The following is a 16,005-nucleotide window of genomic DNA, read 5'->3' on the forward strand; positions in this document are numbered from 1 at the left end:
TGCCGCCGCCTCGCCGTGTTCAGTCGCAACTCGGATTCTGCACAGCGAGATTTGGATGACCCGACCTGCAATTTTTCCCCAGGCCACTGCACCGCGCCCGGAAAAGCGACCCCATTCCGACACCCACCACGGCGTGACCCGGGTCGACAACTATGCCTGGCTGCGGGCCGACAACTGGCAGGAAGTATTCAAGAATTCCTCCGTGCTCGATCCGACGATCCGCAAGCATCTGGAGGCCGAGAATGCCTACCAGGCGGCCTTGATGACCGACACCGCCGACCTGCAGAAAGCTCTGTTCGGCGAGATGAAGGGCCGCATCAAGGAGGACGATTCCTCCGTGCCGATGAAGGACGGCCCCTTCGCCTACGGCTCCTCCTTCAAGCTCGGCGGCGAACAGCCGCGCTATTTCCGCACGCCGCGCGACGGCAGCGAACAGCAGATCCTGCTCGACGGCGACCTCGAAGCCGAAGGCAAGGCCTACTTCCGCCTGGGCGGCGTCGACCACTCTTCCGACCACAAAAGGCTGTTGTGGGCCTTCGACGACAAGGGCTCCGAATTCTACACGCTATACGTGCGAGATCTTGCCGACGGAAACGATCTTGCCGACCGCATCGAGGATACTGGCGGCGGCGGCGTGTGGGCGGCCGACAACAGCGGGTTCTTCTACACCAGGCTCGATGCCAATCATCGCCCATCCAAGACTTTCTACCATGCGATCGGCGCCAATTCGCAAGAAGATCTTCTTGTCTACGAAGAACAAGATCCAGGTTTCTTCATGAATGTTGGCGGAACGCGCAGCAACGAATGGATCATGATCGGCATCAACGATCACGAGACCTCCGAATACAGGCTGCTGCGCGCCGGCGAGCCGCTTGCCGAGCCGAAGCTGGTGGCGGCACGCGAAATCGGGCTGCAATACGACCTCGAGGAAGGCGGCGATGTCTTCTTCATCCTGACCAATGCCGACGGCGCCAAGGACTTCAAGATCATGACCGCGCCGGCACACGACCCTGTGCGCGCCAACTGGCGCGAGCTGGTGCCGCACGAGCCGGGACGCCTCATCCTCTCGGTCATCGGCTTCAAGGACTTCATGGTACGCCTGGAGCGCAAGGACGGCCTGCCGCGCATCGTCGTGCGCGAGCGGGCGAGCGGCGAGGAACATCTGATCTCCTTCGACGAGGAGGCCTTCTCGCTTGGCCTGTCGGGGTCCTACGAATACGACACCGAAATCATGCGGTTCTCCTATTCGTCGATGACGACGCCGTCGCAGCTGTTCGACTACGACATGCGCACGCGCCAGCGCACATTGTTGAAGACGCAGGAAGTGCCGTCCGGCCACGATGCCAGCCACTATGTCACCCGACGGCTGATGGCCCCCGCTCACGATGGCGAATTGGTGCCGATTTCGCTGATCCACCACCGCGACACGCCCATCGACGGCTCGGCGCCCTGCCTGCTCTACGGATACGGTTCCTACGGCATCGCCATACCGGCATCCTTCAACACCAACTGCCTCTCCTTGGTCGACCGCGGCTTCGTCTATGCGATCGCCCATATCCGCGGTGGCAAGGACAAGGGCTACGCCTGGTACGAGGACGGCAAACGCGCGACGAAGATGAACACCTTCACGGATTTCATCGCGACCGCCCGGCATCTGGTGGCCGAAGGCTACACCGCCCATGACCGCATCGTGGCGCAGGGCGGTTCGGCCGGCGGCATGCTGATGGGCGCCATCGCCAACATGGCGCCCGACGCATTCGGCGGTATCGTCGCCGAAGTGCCTTTTGTCGATGTGCTGACGACCATGCTGGACGCGACCCTGCCGCTGACACCGCCAGAATGGCCCGAATGGGGCAACCCGATCGCCTCGGCGGACGACTACCGCACCATCGCGGCCTATTCGCCCTACGACAATGTCGGCGCGCTCGATTATCCACCAATCCTGGCGCTGGCCGGGCTGACCGACCCGCGTGTCACCTATTGGGAGCCGGCGAAATGGGTGGCGCGGCTGCGCGAAATGAAACGAAGCGACAGCCCGGTCCTGTTCAAGATCAACATGGAATCCGGCCATGCCGGTGCGTCCGGGCGCTTCTCCAGGCTGGAGGAGATCGCCTTCACCTATGCTTTTGCTCTCAAGGTGACGGGGAAGATGGAAGCCTGAGCTGTCGGCAGTCGGCAGTCGGAAGAGATTGTTGACGTGGAATTCGCCGTCTCGCCTGTCGCAGCCGACACTGCGACGGGTTTTCTTCCCGACTGCCGATTGCCGACGGCCTTCGCTACTTCCGCGCCGGATAGCCATTGGCGTGCGGCGGTATCGCCTTCAGATAGGCGGCGATCGCGGCGCGATCTTCGGTCGTCAGTTGCGCCATGTTCTTCTGCACGTCGGCCATCGAACCGCCGACGGAATCGAACTCCGGCGTGAAGCCGGTCTCCAGATAGTTGGCGATGTCGGCGGCCGACCAGCCGGCGAAGCTGCCCTTGCCAGGCGTGATGTTCGGCACGATGCCGCCACCTTCGGCGGCGACCGCGCCGGCCAGCCATTGTGTCTTGTCGGGTCCGCCAGAGACATCGCGCGGTGTGTGGCATTCGCCGCAATGGCCGGGCCCTTCAACCAGATAGCGTCCGGCGACGACCGCGGCGGGTGCGTCGGCGGCGAGCGCCACAACCGGGTTGCTGTCTAGATAGAGCCGTTTCCAAAGGCCGATGCCGCGACGAATGGTGAAGGGGAAAGACAGTGAATGCGCCGCCGCCTTTCCGGGAACCGCTGGCAGCGTCTTCAGATAGGCGTAGAGATCGGCCACATCCGACGGCTTCATGCGGGCATAGGAAGTATAGGGAAAGGCCGGATAGAGATGTTCGCCGGAAGGCGAGACGCCGCGCATCATGGCGTTGGCGAAGTCCTCCAATGACCAGGCGCCGATGCCGTCTTGTCTGTCCTGCGAGATGTTAGGCGCAACGAAGGTGCCAAACCCGGTCTTCAGTTCGACCCCACCCACCAGTTCCAGCCGGGCGTCGCCTTCAGCCTTGGGCCGCGCGTGGCAGGATGTGCAGCCGCCGGCGTTGAAGATGCGTTTGCCGCGCACCGCATCGCCCGCCCCGAGCCCGGCAACGGTGGCTGCATCCAGCCCGACCGGCGCGGACAAAATCCATCCGGCTCCGGCGACAATGCCGGCCAGCGCCACGCCGGCGCCGACTATCCTGCCCCACACCGGGCGCGTCCCGTCAGCTCTTCTTCAGGCGATAGGGCTGGTGACAGCCGCCGCAATTGGCGGTCACCGCGCCAAAGCTGGTCTTCAGCGCGTCGACGCTGTCGGGCGCGGCAGCCACGGCTTCCTTCACATTGGCCAGATATTTATCCCCAGCGGCCTTGAAGCCGCTCGGGTCTTCCCAGATCTTCGGAGCGGCTTCGGTTTCGCCCTTGTCGCTGCCGGCCGGGAACATCGTCGCGACATCGAATTTCTGCGCATTCGCTTCCAGGGCCTTGAGCTGGTCGAGCACGGCGGCCGCGTCGAAAGCGGCATCACCCTTGACCACTTTGGCAAGGCCGCCCACGAGCTTGCCGCGCTCCTTCATCAGGGCCTGACGGTCGGCGATCGGATCAGCGAAGGCGGCCGAGCCCGCGAAGGCAAGCATCGAGACGGCGAGGACAAGCTTTCTCATTCGGTGAGTTCCTTGGTTGACGATCGAGACATTCGTATGCCTGGGACAACGGCCAAGGTGGCCCAAAAATTCCGGAATATCCACTCACGCGCCTTTGAACCTCAGTTGAATGGTCGCGAGATCGGCAGGACGGCCAAGCCCGGGCCGCTGGGCCAAAGAAAAAGCCCCGCAAAAGCGGGGCTCCTCCAGATCAAATTCAGTGGACCGAAAGAGCGGTCTTCACGCCTTTTCGTAGAGTTCCAGCACGTAATCCCAGTTGATCAGGCTGTCGACGAAAGCCTCGAGATATTTCGGGCGCGCGTTGCGATAGTCGATGTAATAGGAGTGCTCCCACACGTCGACGCCGAGGATCGGGGTAGCGCCGTGAACCAGCGGGTTCTCGCCGTTCGGGGTCTTGGAGATGGCGAGCTTGCCGTCCTTGACCGAGACCCAGGCCCAGCCCGAGCCGAACTGGGTGGTGCCAGCGGCGATCAAGTCAGCCTTGAACTTGTCATAGCCGCCGAGATCGCTGTCGACCGCCTTCTGCAGCGCGCCCGGCAGCTTGTTGCCGCCGCCGCCCTTCTTCATCCACTTCCAGAAATGGACGTGGTTGTAGTGCTGGGCGGCGTTGTTGAAGAGGCCGGCATTCTTGCCGAACGACTGCTTCACCACCTCTTCCAGCGACAGGTTTTCCATGCCGGCCTCTGCGGCCAGCTTGTTGCCGTTGTCGACATAGGCCTTGTGATGCTTGTCGTGGTGGTACTCCAGCGTTTCCTTCGACATGAAGGGCTGAAGCGCCTCGTAATCGTAAGGCAAGGCGGGCAGTTCAAAAGCCATGGTCGTACTCCTTCGTTGGCAATTTCCGGCAATCTCTCACCGGACAGACATATGGTGGAACTGTCTCGCGACAACCCATGAAACTGGTGTGCGGTTCCTTCTAAAGCATCGCACCGGAAAGTGGCAGGCCGTTTTCGCCATGGAACCGGGTTTACCCGAAAAAATATACTAAGGGAACACTTGGAAAATTAATTTTCAAGCGGTCGCCAGGCCGTGTGGGCAGTTCGAGATCGAACTCGCAAGCGGTCATTCCGGGTTCCACTAAGCGCCCCCGGGAATGACGTAGGTAAGGGTGGCCGGTCGCATCTTATGGAGGCCTAACCGTCCACAGGCTGCTAACCGGCGGGCGTCGAATGCGCCCATTCCCAATAGAGCTCGCGCGCCTTCTTGGCGACCGGACCAGGCTGCAGGTCGCGATCCTCGATGCGGGTGATCGGCACCACTTTCGAATGGTTGCCGGTCGAGAAAATCTCGTCGGCCTCGCGGAAATCGCGCACCGTCAGCGTCTTTTCGGTGGTGCGGAAGCCGTAATCAGCCAACAGCTTGACCGTGCGCGCCCGGGTAATGCCAGACAGGAAGGTGCCGTTGGCGGCGGGCGTGTAGATGTGCCCGTCCTTGACCATGAACACGTTGGACGAGCCGGTTTCGGCGACGTTGCCCAGCATGTCGAGTACCAGCGCATTGTCGAAACCGCGCGCCTTGGCTTCCAGAATGGCGCGGCCATTGTTCGGATAGAGGCAACCGGCCTTGGCATTGGTGGGCATGGTTTCGATCGATGGCCGCCTGAATGGCGACACGGTGATCGAAAATCCGGCCGGCGGCATCATCGGCGCCTCGTAGAGGCACAGGCAGAAGCGGGTCGAGGCGGGATCGGCCGGCACGCCCATATAGCCGCCATGCTCGGCCCAGTACATTGGGCGGATATAGACGGCGGTCTTGCCGTCGAATTTCTTCAGCCCTTCCCAGGTCAGGCCGATGATCGCTTCCGGCGTCATGGTCGGCTCCAGGCCGAGTGCGACAGCCGAGGCGTTGACGCGGGCGGCATGGCGGTCAAGGTCCGGGGCGACGCCCTCGAACCAGCGCGCCCCGTCGAATACCGACGAGCCCAGCCAGAACACGTGGCTGCGCGGCCCGACTAGCGCGACATTGCCCTCATGCCAGTCGCCGTCGACAAAGGTCCAGGTGGTTGAAAGTGCGGCGCTCGCCAAAGTCATGGTCGGATCCCGTTGCTGCCGATGAGGCTGGCAAGATTGGGCGCGAGGCGATGGTGCCGTCAACCGGCATCGGCCGGAATTGGTGAGGCCAGCGGCGACCGCTCCGTATCCGCAACCCCGTCACGCAGATGTGATCGGCTGGCGCGAAAATCATAAAGAAAACCATGTCAAACAAGGCTTTGCGCGACCGGAGCCAGCTTGAAAGGAGGCCGCGCCCGGCGAAAGCCATGAAAATGGCGTTGCCGATCGGCAACACTAGCCGGACCGTCACCCCCTCGCCTCTTTTTGTCCACCTTGCCGCCGGAATCAGAAACGCCTATCGCCCCCATCACAACGGCACGACCGTCAAGCGGGCCAACGCCCATTCACGCTTTCTTCGACATATCGAACTAATCCAAGGCCATTATGCTCAAGACGCCCACCATCCCCATGACCCGCCGGGGGTTCCTGAACACCGCATTGGTCGGCGCCGCCTCGATGGCGCTGGCCGCCTGTACCACCGTCAGCCAGGAGCCGCCGCCGGTGGTAGCACCGCCTCCCCCGCCGCCGCCCGCCGATCCGATCCTGCCCGACTACGCCGTCATGTATGGCCCGGTGGTCGACGAGAATTACGAGATCCCCGCGATCCCCTACCGCAAGATCGACCAGCAGTTCCTGCGCCAGGTCGTTCCGGACCCGACCGGCGAGAAGCCGGGCACGGTCGTTGTCGAGACCTCGACGCATTTCCTCTATGTCGTGCTGCCGGGTGGTCGCGCGCTGCGCTATGGTGTTGGCCTCGGCCGCGCCGGCTTCGCATGGTCGGGCACCGCCGTCATGCAGTGGAAGCGCAAGTGGCCCAAGTGGACGCCGCCCGAAGACATGATCAAGCGCCAGCCGGAACTGCGCAAGTTCAGCGCCGACAATGGCGGCATGCCGCCCGGCCTCAAGAACCCGCTCGGCGCCCGCGCGCTCTATCTGTTCCAGAATGGCGAGGACACGCTCTACCGCCTGCACGGTTCGCCGGAATGGAGCTCCATCGGAAAGTCGGTCTCGTCCGGCTGCGTGCGCCTGATCAACCAGGACGTCATCGATCTCTTTGATCGGGTCAAGAACGGCGCCAAGGTGATCGTCACCGAACGCGCCGGACAGCCGCTGGTCGCCAATTCCTACGACCAGGAGCAGGGTATCCCGATCGACAGCGGCGTCCCCGCTGGCTCGCAGTTGCTCGGCCCCGCCGGCCGCTCCTGGTTCTAAACACCGTTCGATATCGCGAAACGGCCGCTGCCCTGCTCGGACAGCGGCCGTTTTCGTTTGACGCTCGGCCGACGCGCCGTGCTCCAACCCGCCGCGCGCGTTGAAGCAGGTCGGGAATACGGATATCCGTTGTCCGTAACGTGCGCGGATGCAGCCTGTCTCGGGAGATCGCCATGCCGACACGCAGAGCATTTTTGGCAAAGGGTCTGCTGGCCGCGGGCGGCGGCATCCTTGGAGCAAGCATGACCGGCGTCGCCGCCCGCGCGGAAGACGCAGCCCGGCAATGGCACATGCCTGAAGAGGGCGAGCCGCACGCCGCCACATGGATGGCGTTCGTGCCGAGCACCCGGATCTGGGGCAAGCAGCTGCTGCCGGTTGTACGCGAAAACCTCGCCCGTATCGCCAAGGCCATCGCGGCCTATGAGCCGGTGAAGATGTTGGTGCGGGAAGACGAGTACGACCTGGCACAGCGCCTGTGCGGTCCTTCGATCGAGCTCGTCGTCCAGCCGATCGACGATCTGTGGATGCGCGATACCGGCCCGGTCTTCGTAAAGGACCAGTCCGGTCAACTTGGCGGCGCGGGCTTCAACTTCAATGGCTGGGGCGACAAGCAAAGCCATTCGCGCGATGCCAAGGTGGCCGCGTTCGTCGCCGGCCAGGCCAGCGCCCGGTTCCTGGAAACGGATCTGGTGCTGGAAGGCGGCGGCATCGAGGTGGACGGCGAAGGCACGGCCATCATTACCGAAAGCTGCGTGCTCAATCCGAACCGCAACCCGGATCTCACCAAAGCCGCCTGCGAGAAGGAATTGTTCCGGCTGCTCGGGCTTGAGAAGATCGTCTGGCTGCCCGGTATAGCCGGCAAGGACATCACCGACGGCCACACCGATTTCTACGCGCGCTTCGCCGGTCCCGGTGTCGTCGTGGCGGGGTTGGATACCGATCCCGCCTCCTTCGACCATGCCGTCACGAAACGGCATCTGGAGATATTGGGACAGGCGACCGACTCCAAGGGAAGGCGCCTGCGCGTCGTCACCCTGCCCGGCCCGACAAGCGTGCGGGAGGACTATGAGAACCGCGAGTTCGCCGCCGGCTACATCAATTTCTATGCCTGCAACGGCGCGGTGATCGCGCCCGAATTCGGCGACAAGGACGCCGACAGGACGACCCACGACACCCTATCGGACCTGTTCCCGAAGCGAGAAATCATTCAGCTGAACATCGACGGCATCGCCGCCGGCGGCGGCGGCATTCATTGCACGACCCAACAGCAACCGGTTTAGTGTGCGCCTGAAAATCGGCGTCGATTTTCGCAAAGGATCACGCGCAAAACCGGACTGTCAGGGACTACCCTTTAAGCGCCAAACAGCGATGCGGATCACCGCCGCGTAAGGCTGCCCAAGATTCCGCGCACGATCGCCCGGCCGAGCGAGGAGCCAACCGAACGCACGACGGACTTGATCGCCGCCTCGGTGACGGTCTGCCGGTTCGACGGCCTTGGCGCCGGCGCGCGTTGTCCAGGCTGCTGGCGGCCGCCGCCGCCGAAGTCCGGCAAGGTCCAGCCCGAACCGCCGCTTTGCGGGGCCTGCGCCTCGGCGGCCTTCTTCTGGAGGACCTCGAAGGCGGATTCGCGGTCGATCGTCTCGTCATACTGGCCGGCCACCGGGCTCTCGGTGATCAGCTTGCGGCGCTCCTCCGCAGTGATCGGGCCGAGCCTGGAGGATGGCGGGCGGATCAGCGTGCGCTGGACCATCGACGGCACGCCCTTCTCCTCCAGCGTCGAAACCAGCGCCTCGCCGGTGCCGAGTTGGGTGATGGCGGTGGCGCAGTCGAATTCGGGATTGGGACGGAAGGTTTCGGCCGCCGTCCTCACCGCCTTCTGCTCGCGCGGCGTATAGGCGCGCAGCGCATGCTGCACGCGGTTGCCGAGTTGGGCGAGCACCGTTTCCGGCACGTCGAGCGGGTTCTGGGTGACGAAATAGACGCCGACGCCTTTCGAGCGGATCAGCCGCACCACCTGCTCGACGCGGTCGACCAGTGCCTTCGGTGCGTCGTCGAACAGAAGATGCGCCTCGTCGAAGAAGAACACCAATTTCGGCTTGTCGGGATCGCCGATCTCGGGAAGCTGTTCGAACAACTCCGACATCAGCCAAAGCAGGAAGGTGGCATAGAGGCGCGGATTGGCCATCAGCTTGTCGGCCGCCAGCACGTTGACGGCGCCGCGGCCGTCGCGGGTGGTGCGCATGATGTCGGCGATCCTGAGCGCCGGTTCGCCGAAGAAATTGGCGCCGCCCTGCTGTTCGAGGATGAGCAACGAGCGCTGGATGGCGCCGACCGACAGTTTGGTGACATTGCCGAAGCGGGCCGATATCTCGGCGGCGCGCTCGGCGATGTTGGCGAGCAGCGCCTGCAAATCCTTCATGTCGAGCAGGAGCAGGCCTTCCTCGTCGGCGATGCGGAAGGCGATGTTCATGACGCCTTCCTGCGCCTCGGTGAGGTTCATCAACCGCGACAGAAGCAGCGGCCCCATTTCCGAGACGGTGGCGCGGATCGGATGGCCTTGTTCGCCGAACAGGTCCCAGAAGATGACCGGAAATTCCTGGAACTGGTACGGATCGAGCTTCACATCCTTGGCGCGCTTGACCAGGAAATCCTTGGCCTCGCCGATGGCCGCGATGCCGGAAAGGTCGCCCTTGATGTCGGCGCAGAACACCGGCACGCCAGCGTTCGAAAAACCTTCGGCCATGATCTGCAGCGTCACCGTCTTGCCGGTGCCGGTGGCGCCGGTGACCAGGCCGTGGCGGTTGCCATAACGCAGCAAGAGCTGTTCCGGTTTCTGGTAGCTGTCATCCGGCTTGCGGCTGGCGCCCAGGAAAATGCTCGTCTCGTCAGCCATTGTCTCGTCTCCGCAAAGCCGCTGTGCGCATCGTCACAAACCCGTTCCGCCGCAGGTATAGTAACGCAGTCGTCAAAATCAAAGGTGCGAAGTTCGAGGAGCGTGGCGGGGTAGCTCTCGGATTGTCGTCATTCCCGACCTCGTGAGGGAGCGAAGCGACCGGAGAGTGTCGGGAATCCATGCCGGAATGGCGGCGAGGGCTGCAACGGTCCAAAATCTGGCATTCATTCGCGCCGATTATCTGTCAATGCTCTTGTAGATCAGATAACATGTCGATAAAGTCAGAAAAAATCGACACAATAACCTCATGTGTCGAAGACATCGACATATCTGCCCTTCATGTCGATCAAACGGCAGATTATCACCATGAGCTTCCGCCCGGACCAGCCTTTCAACGATCTTCCGCCCCTGCCACCGGCGCAAGACATCGAAACCAAAGCAGTGCTGAAAGCCTGTATCGAGGCACGTGCCGCCTTGGCAGAGTTGAGGGTCTCGGGGCAACTCATCCCCAATCAAGCGGTGCTGATCAACTCGATCCCCTTGCTTGAAGCCCAGGCCAGTTCCGAGATCGAGAACATCGTCACCACCAGTGACCGGTTGTTTCGTTTCGCCAACGACGCGCAGGGGCAAGCCGATCCTGCGACCAGAGAGGCGCTGCGCTATCGCACGGCGCTGCATCGCGGTTTCGGGATGCTGAATCAACGTCCGCTCTCGACAGCCATCGCCGTCGAGGTATGCCGCACAATCAAGGGCGTCGATCTCGATATCCGCAATACGCCCGGCACCGCATTGGTGAATGACGCGACCGGCGCCGTGATCTATACACCTCCGGAAGGAGCCGACCTTCTACGCTCAAAGCTCGCAAACTGGGAGCGTTATATCCACGAGGTCGAGGAAACGGACCCGCTAATCCGTCTCGCGGTGATGCACTATCAGTTCGAGGCCATCCACCCCTTCGCTGATGGCAACGGCAGGACGGGGCGCGTACTGAATCTGCTCTATCTGGTGGACAAGAAACTGCTGGATATTCCCGTGCTCTATCTCAGCCGGCACATAATCCAGAACAAGGCGACCTACTACAGATATTTGCTGGAGGTTACGACCAGCGGTTCGTGGACGCAGTGGGTGTTGTTCATGCTGGAGGCGATCAGGACGACAGCCCAATGGACCACCGCAAGGATAGGCGCCATCCGCGATCTGCTGGAGCAGACGGCCGACCGGATGCGGCAGAACCTGCCGAAGATTTATTCCCGCGAACTGGCCGAGTTGATCTTCGTGAACCCCTATTGCCGGATTAGCGATCTGGTTGACTCCGGCGTGGCCAAACGCCAGACAGCCGCGGTCTATCTCAAGGCGTTGACGTCGGAAGGGTTTCTGCACGAGGCAAAGGCCGGGCGGGAAAACCTTTATATAAACCCTGCCTTGTTGGCGCTGTTGTCGGATCGTGGTCAGTCAACTGCCTGATCAGATGGCAATCGGACGGCCGCGTAGCTCCTTCAAACACCTGCACTTCAAACCTGACACACCACACTTGCCATGTTGCTGCATTGCGATGCGCGGCAATGGACCTTAGAGTGATTTGCAATGGCTGGTGCGGCCGGCAGACGAGGATGGATGATGGGCAGCAAAGCCATCGACGAACCGAGCGAACCCGACAGTCCGCAGCGGCAGCGCTGGCTGGCGCTGGCCGAGAAGGCATTGGCCGGCGCTTCCTTCGAGGAAAAGCTGGTTTCGCACAGCGATGACGGCATTCGCATCAATCCGCTCTACGAGCGCGCCAGCGGGCATGAGCACAGCCTGCGCGCCAACCCGCTGAAGCCCTGGATCGTTTCGCAGCGCGTCGACGACCCGGATGTCGAGCGTGCCCGCGCGCAGGTGGCCGAAGACATCGCCCAGGGCGCGACCGGCCTTTCGCTTGTGTTCGAAGGCGCGCCGAATTCATTCGGCTATGGCCTGCCCTATGCGCCCGACACGATCGACCGTGTGCTGGAAGGCGTGCCGCTCGACCAGACCTATCTGCGCGTCGACGTGCATCCGGCCAGCCGCGCCATGGCCGACTGGCTGACCGCCTTTCTCGCCAAGCGGCGTGTCGATCCGGCGAGGCTGAACCTTTCCTTCGGCATCGACCCGGCCGCGATCTTTGCCGGCACCGGGCGGCTGCGCATGTCGATCGAGGCGCTGCAGGCCTCGATGCCGCAGTCGCTGGCGCATTTCTTCGCCATGGACGTGCCGGGCGTGCTGCTCGAGGCCGATGGGCGCGTGTTCCACAATTCCGGCGCCACCGAGGCGCAGGAACTCGGCATCATGCTGGCTTCGGCCGTGTCTTACCTGCGCCTGTTCGAGGAAGCACGCCAGGCGCTGATCTATGCCGCGCCGCATATCGGCTTCGCATTGGCCGTCAACCAGGATCAGTTCCTGTCCATCGCCAAGATCCGGGCGCTGCGCAGGCTGTGGATGCGCGTTCTGGAGGCAAGCTCGATTCAGCCGACGCCGGCCAGCGTGCACGCCGAGACCTCCTACAGGATGGTGACGGCCGCCGACCCCGAAACCAATATCCTGCGCTCCACCATCGCCTGTTTCGCGGCTGCCGTGGGCGGCACCGATTCCATCGCGATCCTGCCGCACACCATCGCGCACGGCCTGCCGGCCGCCTTCGCCCGCCGCGTCGCCCGCAACACCCAGCTTGTCATCGCCCGAGAGAGCCATCTCGGCCATGTCGGCGATCCGGCCTTCGGCTCGGGCGGCATCGAGGCGCTGACCGACAGCCTGTGCGAAGCGGCCTGGAAGGAATTCAGGCAGATCGAAAAGGAAGGCGGCGTTCTTCAGAGCCTGAAGGACGGCCACATCCAGAGCCGCATCGGCGAAGCGCGCAAGGCACGCGCCGAGGCCTATCGCAGCGGCGAGCGCGCCATAGTCGGCACCACGCTGCATCCGGTGAAGACCGAACGGCCGGTGGAGACGCTGGAGGCGACGCCGCGCATCGCGCCCAGCGACGGTACGGTCTTCTGCGAACCGCTGCCGCCGGTCCGCGACGACGCGTCGGTCGGAGGCATGGTTTGATCCCAGATTTCAGCAGCATGGCGTGGACGGCGCCGCGCATGCCATCCGCCACGGTCGACGGCATCTGGGAAACGCCGGAAGGCATCGCGGTCAAGCGCCAGTACGGCCAGGCCGATCTGGAGGGCGTCGGCAATCTCGACACCTGGCCGGGTCTCGCGCCGTATCTGCGCGGCCCCTACCCGACCATGTATGTCCAGCAGCCTTGGACGATCCGGCAATATGCCGGCTTCTCCACGGCAGAAGAATCCAACGCCTTCTACCGGCGCAACCTCGCCGGCGGCCAGAAGGGCCTGTCGATCGCCTTCGACCTTGCCACCCATCGCGGCTATGACAGCGACCATCCGCGCGTGGCCGGCGATGTCGGCATGGCGGGCGTGGCGATAGATTCCATTCTCGACATGCACCAGCTCTTCGACGGCATCCCGCTCGGCGAGATGACCGTCTCCATGACCATGAACGGCGCGGTGTTGCCGATCCTGGCGCTCTACATCGTCGCCGCCGAAGAACAGGGCGTGGCGCAGAAGGATCTCACTGGGACCATTCAGAACGACATTCTGAAAGAGTTCATGGTGCGCAACACCTATATCTATCCGCCGAAACCCTCGATGCGGATCGTGTCGGATATCTTTTCCTACACATCCAAGAACATGCCGAAGTTCAACTCGATCTCGATCTCCGGCTATCACATGCAGGAGGCAGGGGCGACGGCCGACCTGGAGCTCGCCTACACCATCGCCGACGGCATCGAATATGTGCGCGCCGGCGTCGCCACCGGCCTCGACATCGACAAGTTCGCGCCGCGGCTCTCCTTCTTCTGGGCGATCGGCATGAACTTTTTCATGGAGGTCGCGAAACTCCGCGCCGCGCGCCTGCTCTGGGCCGAACTCATCGAGAAGAATTTCGCGCCGAAGGATCCGCGCTCGCTGTCGCTGCGCACTCACAGCCAGACGTCCGGTTGGTCGCTGACGGCGCAGGACCCCTACAACAACATCGTGCGCACGATGATAGAGGCGATGGCCGCCACGCAAGGCCACACCCAGTCGCTACACACCAACTCGTTCGACGAGGCGCTGGCACTGCCGACCGACCATTCGGCGCGCATTGCCCGCAACACGCAGATCGTCCTGCAGAAGGAAAGCGGCACCACCCGCATCATCGACCCCTGGGGCGGCTCGGCCTATGTCGAGCGGCTCACGCATGAACTGGCCGAGCGCGCCCGCGCCCATATCGAGGAAGTCGAGAAGCTCGGCGGCATGGCGGCCGCACTCGAAAAGGGCATTCCGAAGCTGCGCATCGAGGAAGCCGCCGCCCGCACACAGGCACGTATCGATTCAGGCGAGCAGGTGCTGGTCGGCGTCAACGCCTTCCAGCCCGAGCGCGACATCGAAGTCGATGTCCTGAAAATCGACAATGCCGAAGTTCGGGCCAGGCAATTGTCCAAGCTGCAGCGGCTCAAGGGCACGCGCGAAGTCGCCGCCGTCGAGAGCGCGCTGGATGCGCTGACGAAAGCCGCGCAGGGCGACGGCAATCTGCTGGAATTCGCCATCCGGGCGGCACGGGCCAAGGCTACCGTCGGCGAGATCTCGCTGGCGCTGGAAAAGGCGTTCGGCCGCCATGTCGCCTCGGTTCTGATGATCTCGGGTGTCTACCGCGCCGCGCTCGGCGACAATCCCGAAGTCGACCGGCTGCAGGACAAGATCGCTGTCTTCGAAAAGAAGAATGGGGCGAAGCCACGCATTCTCGTGGCCAAACTCGGCCAGGACGGCCACGACCGCGGCCAGAAGGTGATCGGCACCGCCTTCGCCGATCTCGGCTTCGACGTGACGGTGGGCGCGATGTTCCAGACGCCAGACGAGATCGGCAAGCTGGCGGTGGAGAACGACGTCCACATCGTCGGCGTCTCCTCGCTCGCCGCTGGCCATCTGACGCTCATCCCGGAACTGAAGGCCGTACTGAAGAAGCTCGGCCGCGAGGACATGCTGATCGTCGCCGGCGGCGTCATTCCGCCACAAGATTTCGACGCCGTGTTGAAGGCGGGTGCGGCCGAGATCTTCCCGCCAGGCACAGTGATCCCACAAGCGGCCGAACGGCTGGTGGACAGGCTGCTGGGATAAAGTCGGAATTGGTACCGCTGCTGACGCTCGACCGGCTGCTGCGCGAAACCGACGCAAACGTTGCCGGCGTAGGCGGCAAGGAACAGACAGCCCCTACCCCAGCCCCACCACTTCCCATTCGCGGCCGTTGACCGCGATCGTATCGCCAACGGCCTTGCCGAACAAAGCCCGCGCCACCGGCGAGACATGCGAGATCGAACCCTTGGCGGGGTCGGCTTCGTCCTCGCCGACAATGTGCCAGGAAACCGCTGCGCCGTCCTCGCCTTCCAGCGAAACCGTCATGCCGAAGCGCACCACGCCGCTGTTCGGCTCGGGCACGGAAAGCTCCGCGTTTTCGCGGCGCGCGTTCCAATAACGCAGGTCGCGCGAGACCAGCGCGATGCGTTCACGGTCGCTTGCCGTCTCGGCATTGGCCAGTGCTGCCCGCAAGCCTGCCAGTTCGGCATCGATCATCGCCAACCCTTTGGGCGTGACCAGATTGCGGTGTTGGCTGACAGGCCGCTCGCCAATACCGGCGATGGCGTTCTCGCTGTCTTCTTCACGGGTGAAAGCTCTGCTCATGAAGGAAACTTAAGGCCGGAGAGTTGGCTTAACAAGCACCGGTCGAAGCTCGGATGTCCTGAGTTTCAAAACATGGCGAACTGGAACATCCACGCACCCTAGTCAGCCAACCCACGGCATGGCACGGTCGCCCAGCCTCATTGAAGACGGGAACCGAGCCGATGTTGGATAGACGCCGCCTTCTGGGCTTTGCCGCCGGCGCTGCCGTGCTCAGCCTGATGCCGGGCAAGGCAGCCGCGGCCAAGGCTTCGGGCGCGAAGGCTTTGTCCAGAACCGGCGGGATCGATCCGGCCGATTTCGATGTGCGGCCCGGCGCCACGGATGACCAGAGCAAGGCGTTCACCAAAATGCTCAAGGCGGCGAGCGATGCCAACCAGAGAGTTCGAGAAACGATGCAGAACGCAGAAATCTGGAAACCGGCTTCGCTTAAATCGAGCGAAAGCCGTCATAAGCA

Annotated in this window: 13 protein-coding genes; 6 read left to right on the forward strand and 7 right to left on the reverse strand. The window is 63.2% G+C overall.

Translation table 11 applies throughout. The features are described 5' to 3' along the window. Positions 1-55 precede the first annotated feature (55 nt). Positions 56-2,161, forward strand: a complete 2,106-nt coding sequence (locus tag AB4136_RS20365; RefSeq protein ID WP_137900965.1) for a S9 family peptidase — start codon at positions 56-58, stop codon at positions 2,159-2,161. Between the two features lie 115 nt (positions 2,162-2,276). Here AB4136_RS20365 and AB4136_RS20370 read toward each other — a convergent pair whose 3' ends face one another. The 4 genes from AB4136_RS20370 to AB4136_RS20385 all read right to left on the reverse strand — a co-directional run bounded on the left by AB4136_RS20370 (position 2,277) and on the right by AB4136_RS20385 (position 5,690). Further along, positions 2,277-3,209 (reverse strand): cytochrome c, encoded by a 933-nt coding sequence (locus AB4136_RS20370; RefSeq protein WP_036254888.1) that lies wholly within the window; start codon positions 3,207-3,209, stop codon positions 2,277-2,279. Positions 3,210-3,222: 13 nt separating this feature from the next. Beyond that, positions 3,223-3,660, reverse strand: a complete 438-nt coding sequence (locus AB4136_RS20375; RefSeq protein ID WP_024925511.1) for a c-type cytochrome — start codon at positions 3,658-3,660, stop codon at positions 3,223-3,225. 219 nt (positions 3,661-3,879) lie between these two features. Then, positions 3,880-4,476: a superoxide dismutase gene (locus AB4136_RS20380; RefSeq protein WP_024925512.1), complete on the reverse strand. Its 597-nt coding sequence runs from the start codon at positions 4,474-4,476 to the stop codon at positions 3,880-3,882. 335 nt (positions 4,477-4,811) lie between these two features. Next, entirely contained in the window at positions 4,812-5,690 is an 879-nt protein-coding gene (locus AB4136_RS20385; RefSeq protein ID WP_024925513.1) for a branched-chain amino acid aminotransferase, read from the reverse strand. A 405-nt stretch (positions 5,691-6,095) separates the two neighbouring features. Here AB4136_RS20385 and AB4136_RS20390 point away from each other — a divergent pair, with 405 nt between their 5' ends. Beyond that, a complete protein-coding gene (locus AB4136_RS20390; RefSeq protein WP_024925514.1) occupies positions 6,096-6,923 on the forward strand; it encodes a L,D-transpeptidase in 828 nt (275 codons plus the stop codon). A gap of 173 nt (positions 6,924-7,096) precedes the next feature. Then, complete coding sequence (locus AB4136_RS20395; RefSeq protein ID WP_024925515.1) at positions 7,097-8,203, forward strand: agmatine deiminase family protein; 1,107 nt, start codon at positions 7,097-7,099, stop codon at positions 8,201-8,203. A 95-nt stretch (positions 8,204-8,298) separates the two neighbouring features. Here AB4136_RS20395 and AB4136_RS20400 read toward each other — a convergent pair whose 3' ends face one another. Further along, a complete protein-coding gene (locus AB4136_RS20400) occupies positions 8,299-9,816 on the reverse strand; it encodes a helicase HerA-like C-terminal domain-containing protein (RefSeq protein WP_024925516.1) in 1,518 nt (505 codons plus the stop codon). A gap of 366 nt (positions 9,817-10,182) precedes the next feature. Here AB4136_RS20400 and fic point away from each other — a divergent pair, with 366 nt between their 5' ends. The 3 genes from fic to scpA all read left to right on the forward strand — a co-directional run bounded on the left by fic (position 10,183) and on the right by scpA (position 14,990). Then, positions 10,183-11,280 carry a protein adenylyltransferase Fic gene (gene fic / locus AB4136_RS20405; protein WP_024925256.1) on the forward strand — a complete coding sequence of 366 codons (1,098 nt, stop codon included), beginning with the start codon at positions 10,183-10,185 and terminating at the stop codon, positions 11,278-11,280. 153 nt (positions 11,281-11,433) lie between these two features. Continuing rightward, positions 11,434-12,876: a methylmalonyl-CoA mutase subunit beta gene (locus AB4136_RS20410; RefSeq protein ID WP_024925255.1), complete on the forward strand. Its 1,443-nt coding sequence runs from the start codon at positions 11,434-11,436 to the stop codon at positions 12,874-12,876. Then, positions 12,873-14,990 carry a methylmalonyl-CoA mutase gene (scpA, locus tag AB4136_RS20415; RefSeq protein ID WP_171020962.1) on the forward strand — a complete coding sequence of 706 codons (2,118 nt, stop codon included), beginning with the start codon at positions 12,873-12,875 and terminating at the stop codon, positions 14,988-14,990. Before AB4136_RS20410 ends, scpA begins: the two co-directional genes overlap by 4 nt. 93 nt (positions 14,991-15,083) lie before the next feature. On the opposite strand, the gene greA is transcribed toward scpA, so the two are convergent. Both greA and AB4136_RS20425 read right to left on the reverse strand, forming a co-directional pair. Next, a complete protein-coding gene (greA, locus tag AB4136_RS20420) occupies positions 15,084-15,551 on the reverse strand; it encodes a transcription elongation factor GreA (RefSeq protein ID WP_024925253.1) in 468 nt (155 codons plus the stop codon). A gap of 137 nt (positions 15,552-15,688) precedes the next feature. Further along, the gene (locus tag AB4136_RS20425) at positions 15,689-16,000 is read right to left on the reverse strand and encodes a hypothetical protein (protein ID WP_137900966.1); all 312 of its coding nucleotides are present in this window, start codon (positions 15,998-16,000) and stop codon (positions 15,689-15,691) included. Positions 16,001-16,005: the final 5 nt, after the last annotated feature.

The organism is Mesorhizobium sp. 2RAF21, from assembly GCF_052115345.1.
GTDB lineage: Bacteria > Pseudomonadota > Alphaproteobacteria > Rhizobiales > Rhizobiaceae > Mesorhizobium > Mesorhizobium terrae.

Excerpts from the sequence above, each read along its gene's own strand:
- fic (WP_024925256.1), top strand. The coding sequence starts at position 10,183 with ATGAGCTTCCGCCCGGACCAGCCTTTCAACGATCTTCCGCCCCTGCCA.
- AB4136_RS20375 (WP_024925511.1), bottom strand. The coding sequence starts at position 3,660 with ATGAGAAAGCTTGTCCTCGCCGTCTCGATGCTTGCCTTCGCGGGCTCG.
- AB4136_RS20395 (WP_024925515.1), top strand. The coding sequence starts at position 7,097 with ATGCCGACACGCAGAGCATTTTTGGCAAAGGGTCTGCTGGCCGCGGGC.
- AB4136_RS20380 (WP_024925512.1), bottom strand. The coding sequence starts at position 4,476 with ATGGCTTTTGAACTGCCCGCCTTGCCTTACGATTACGAGGCGCTTCAG.
- AB4136_RS20400 (WP_024925516.1), bottom strand. The coding sequence starts at position 9,816 with ATGGCTGACGAGACGAGCATTTTCCTGGGCGCCAGCCGCAAGCCGGAT.
- AB4136_RS20365 (WP_137900965.1), top strand. The coding sequence starts at position 56 with ATGACCCGACCTGCAATTTTTCCCCAGGCCACTGCACCGCGCCCGGAA.
- AB4136_RS20410 (WP_024925255.1), top strand. The coding sequence starts at position 11,434 with ATGGGCAGCAAAGCCATCGACGAACCGAGCGAACCCGACAGTCCGCAG.
- AB4136_RS20425 (WP_137900966.1), bottom strand. The coding sequence starts at position 16,000 with ATGACGGCTTTCGCTCGATTTAAGCGAAGCCGGTTTCCAGATTTCTGC.
- greA (WP_024925253.1), bottom strand. The coding sequence starts at position 15,551 with ATGAGCAGAGCTTTCACCCGTGAAGAAGACAGCGAGAACGCCATCGCC.
- AB4136_RS20390 (WP_024925514.1), top strand. The coding sequence starts at position 6,096 with ATGCTCAAGACGCCCACCATCCCCATGACCCGCCGGGGGTTCCTGAAC.
- AB4136_RS20385 (WP_024925513.1), bottom strand. The coding sequence starts at position 5,690 with ATGACTTTGGCGAGCGCCGCACTTTCAACCACCTGGACCTTTGTCGAC.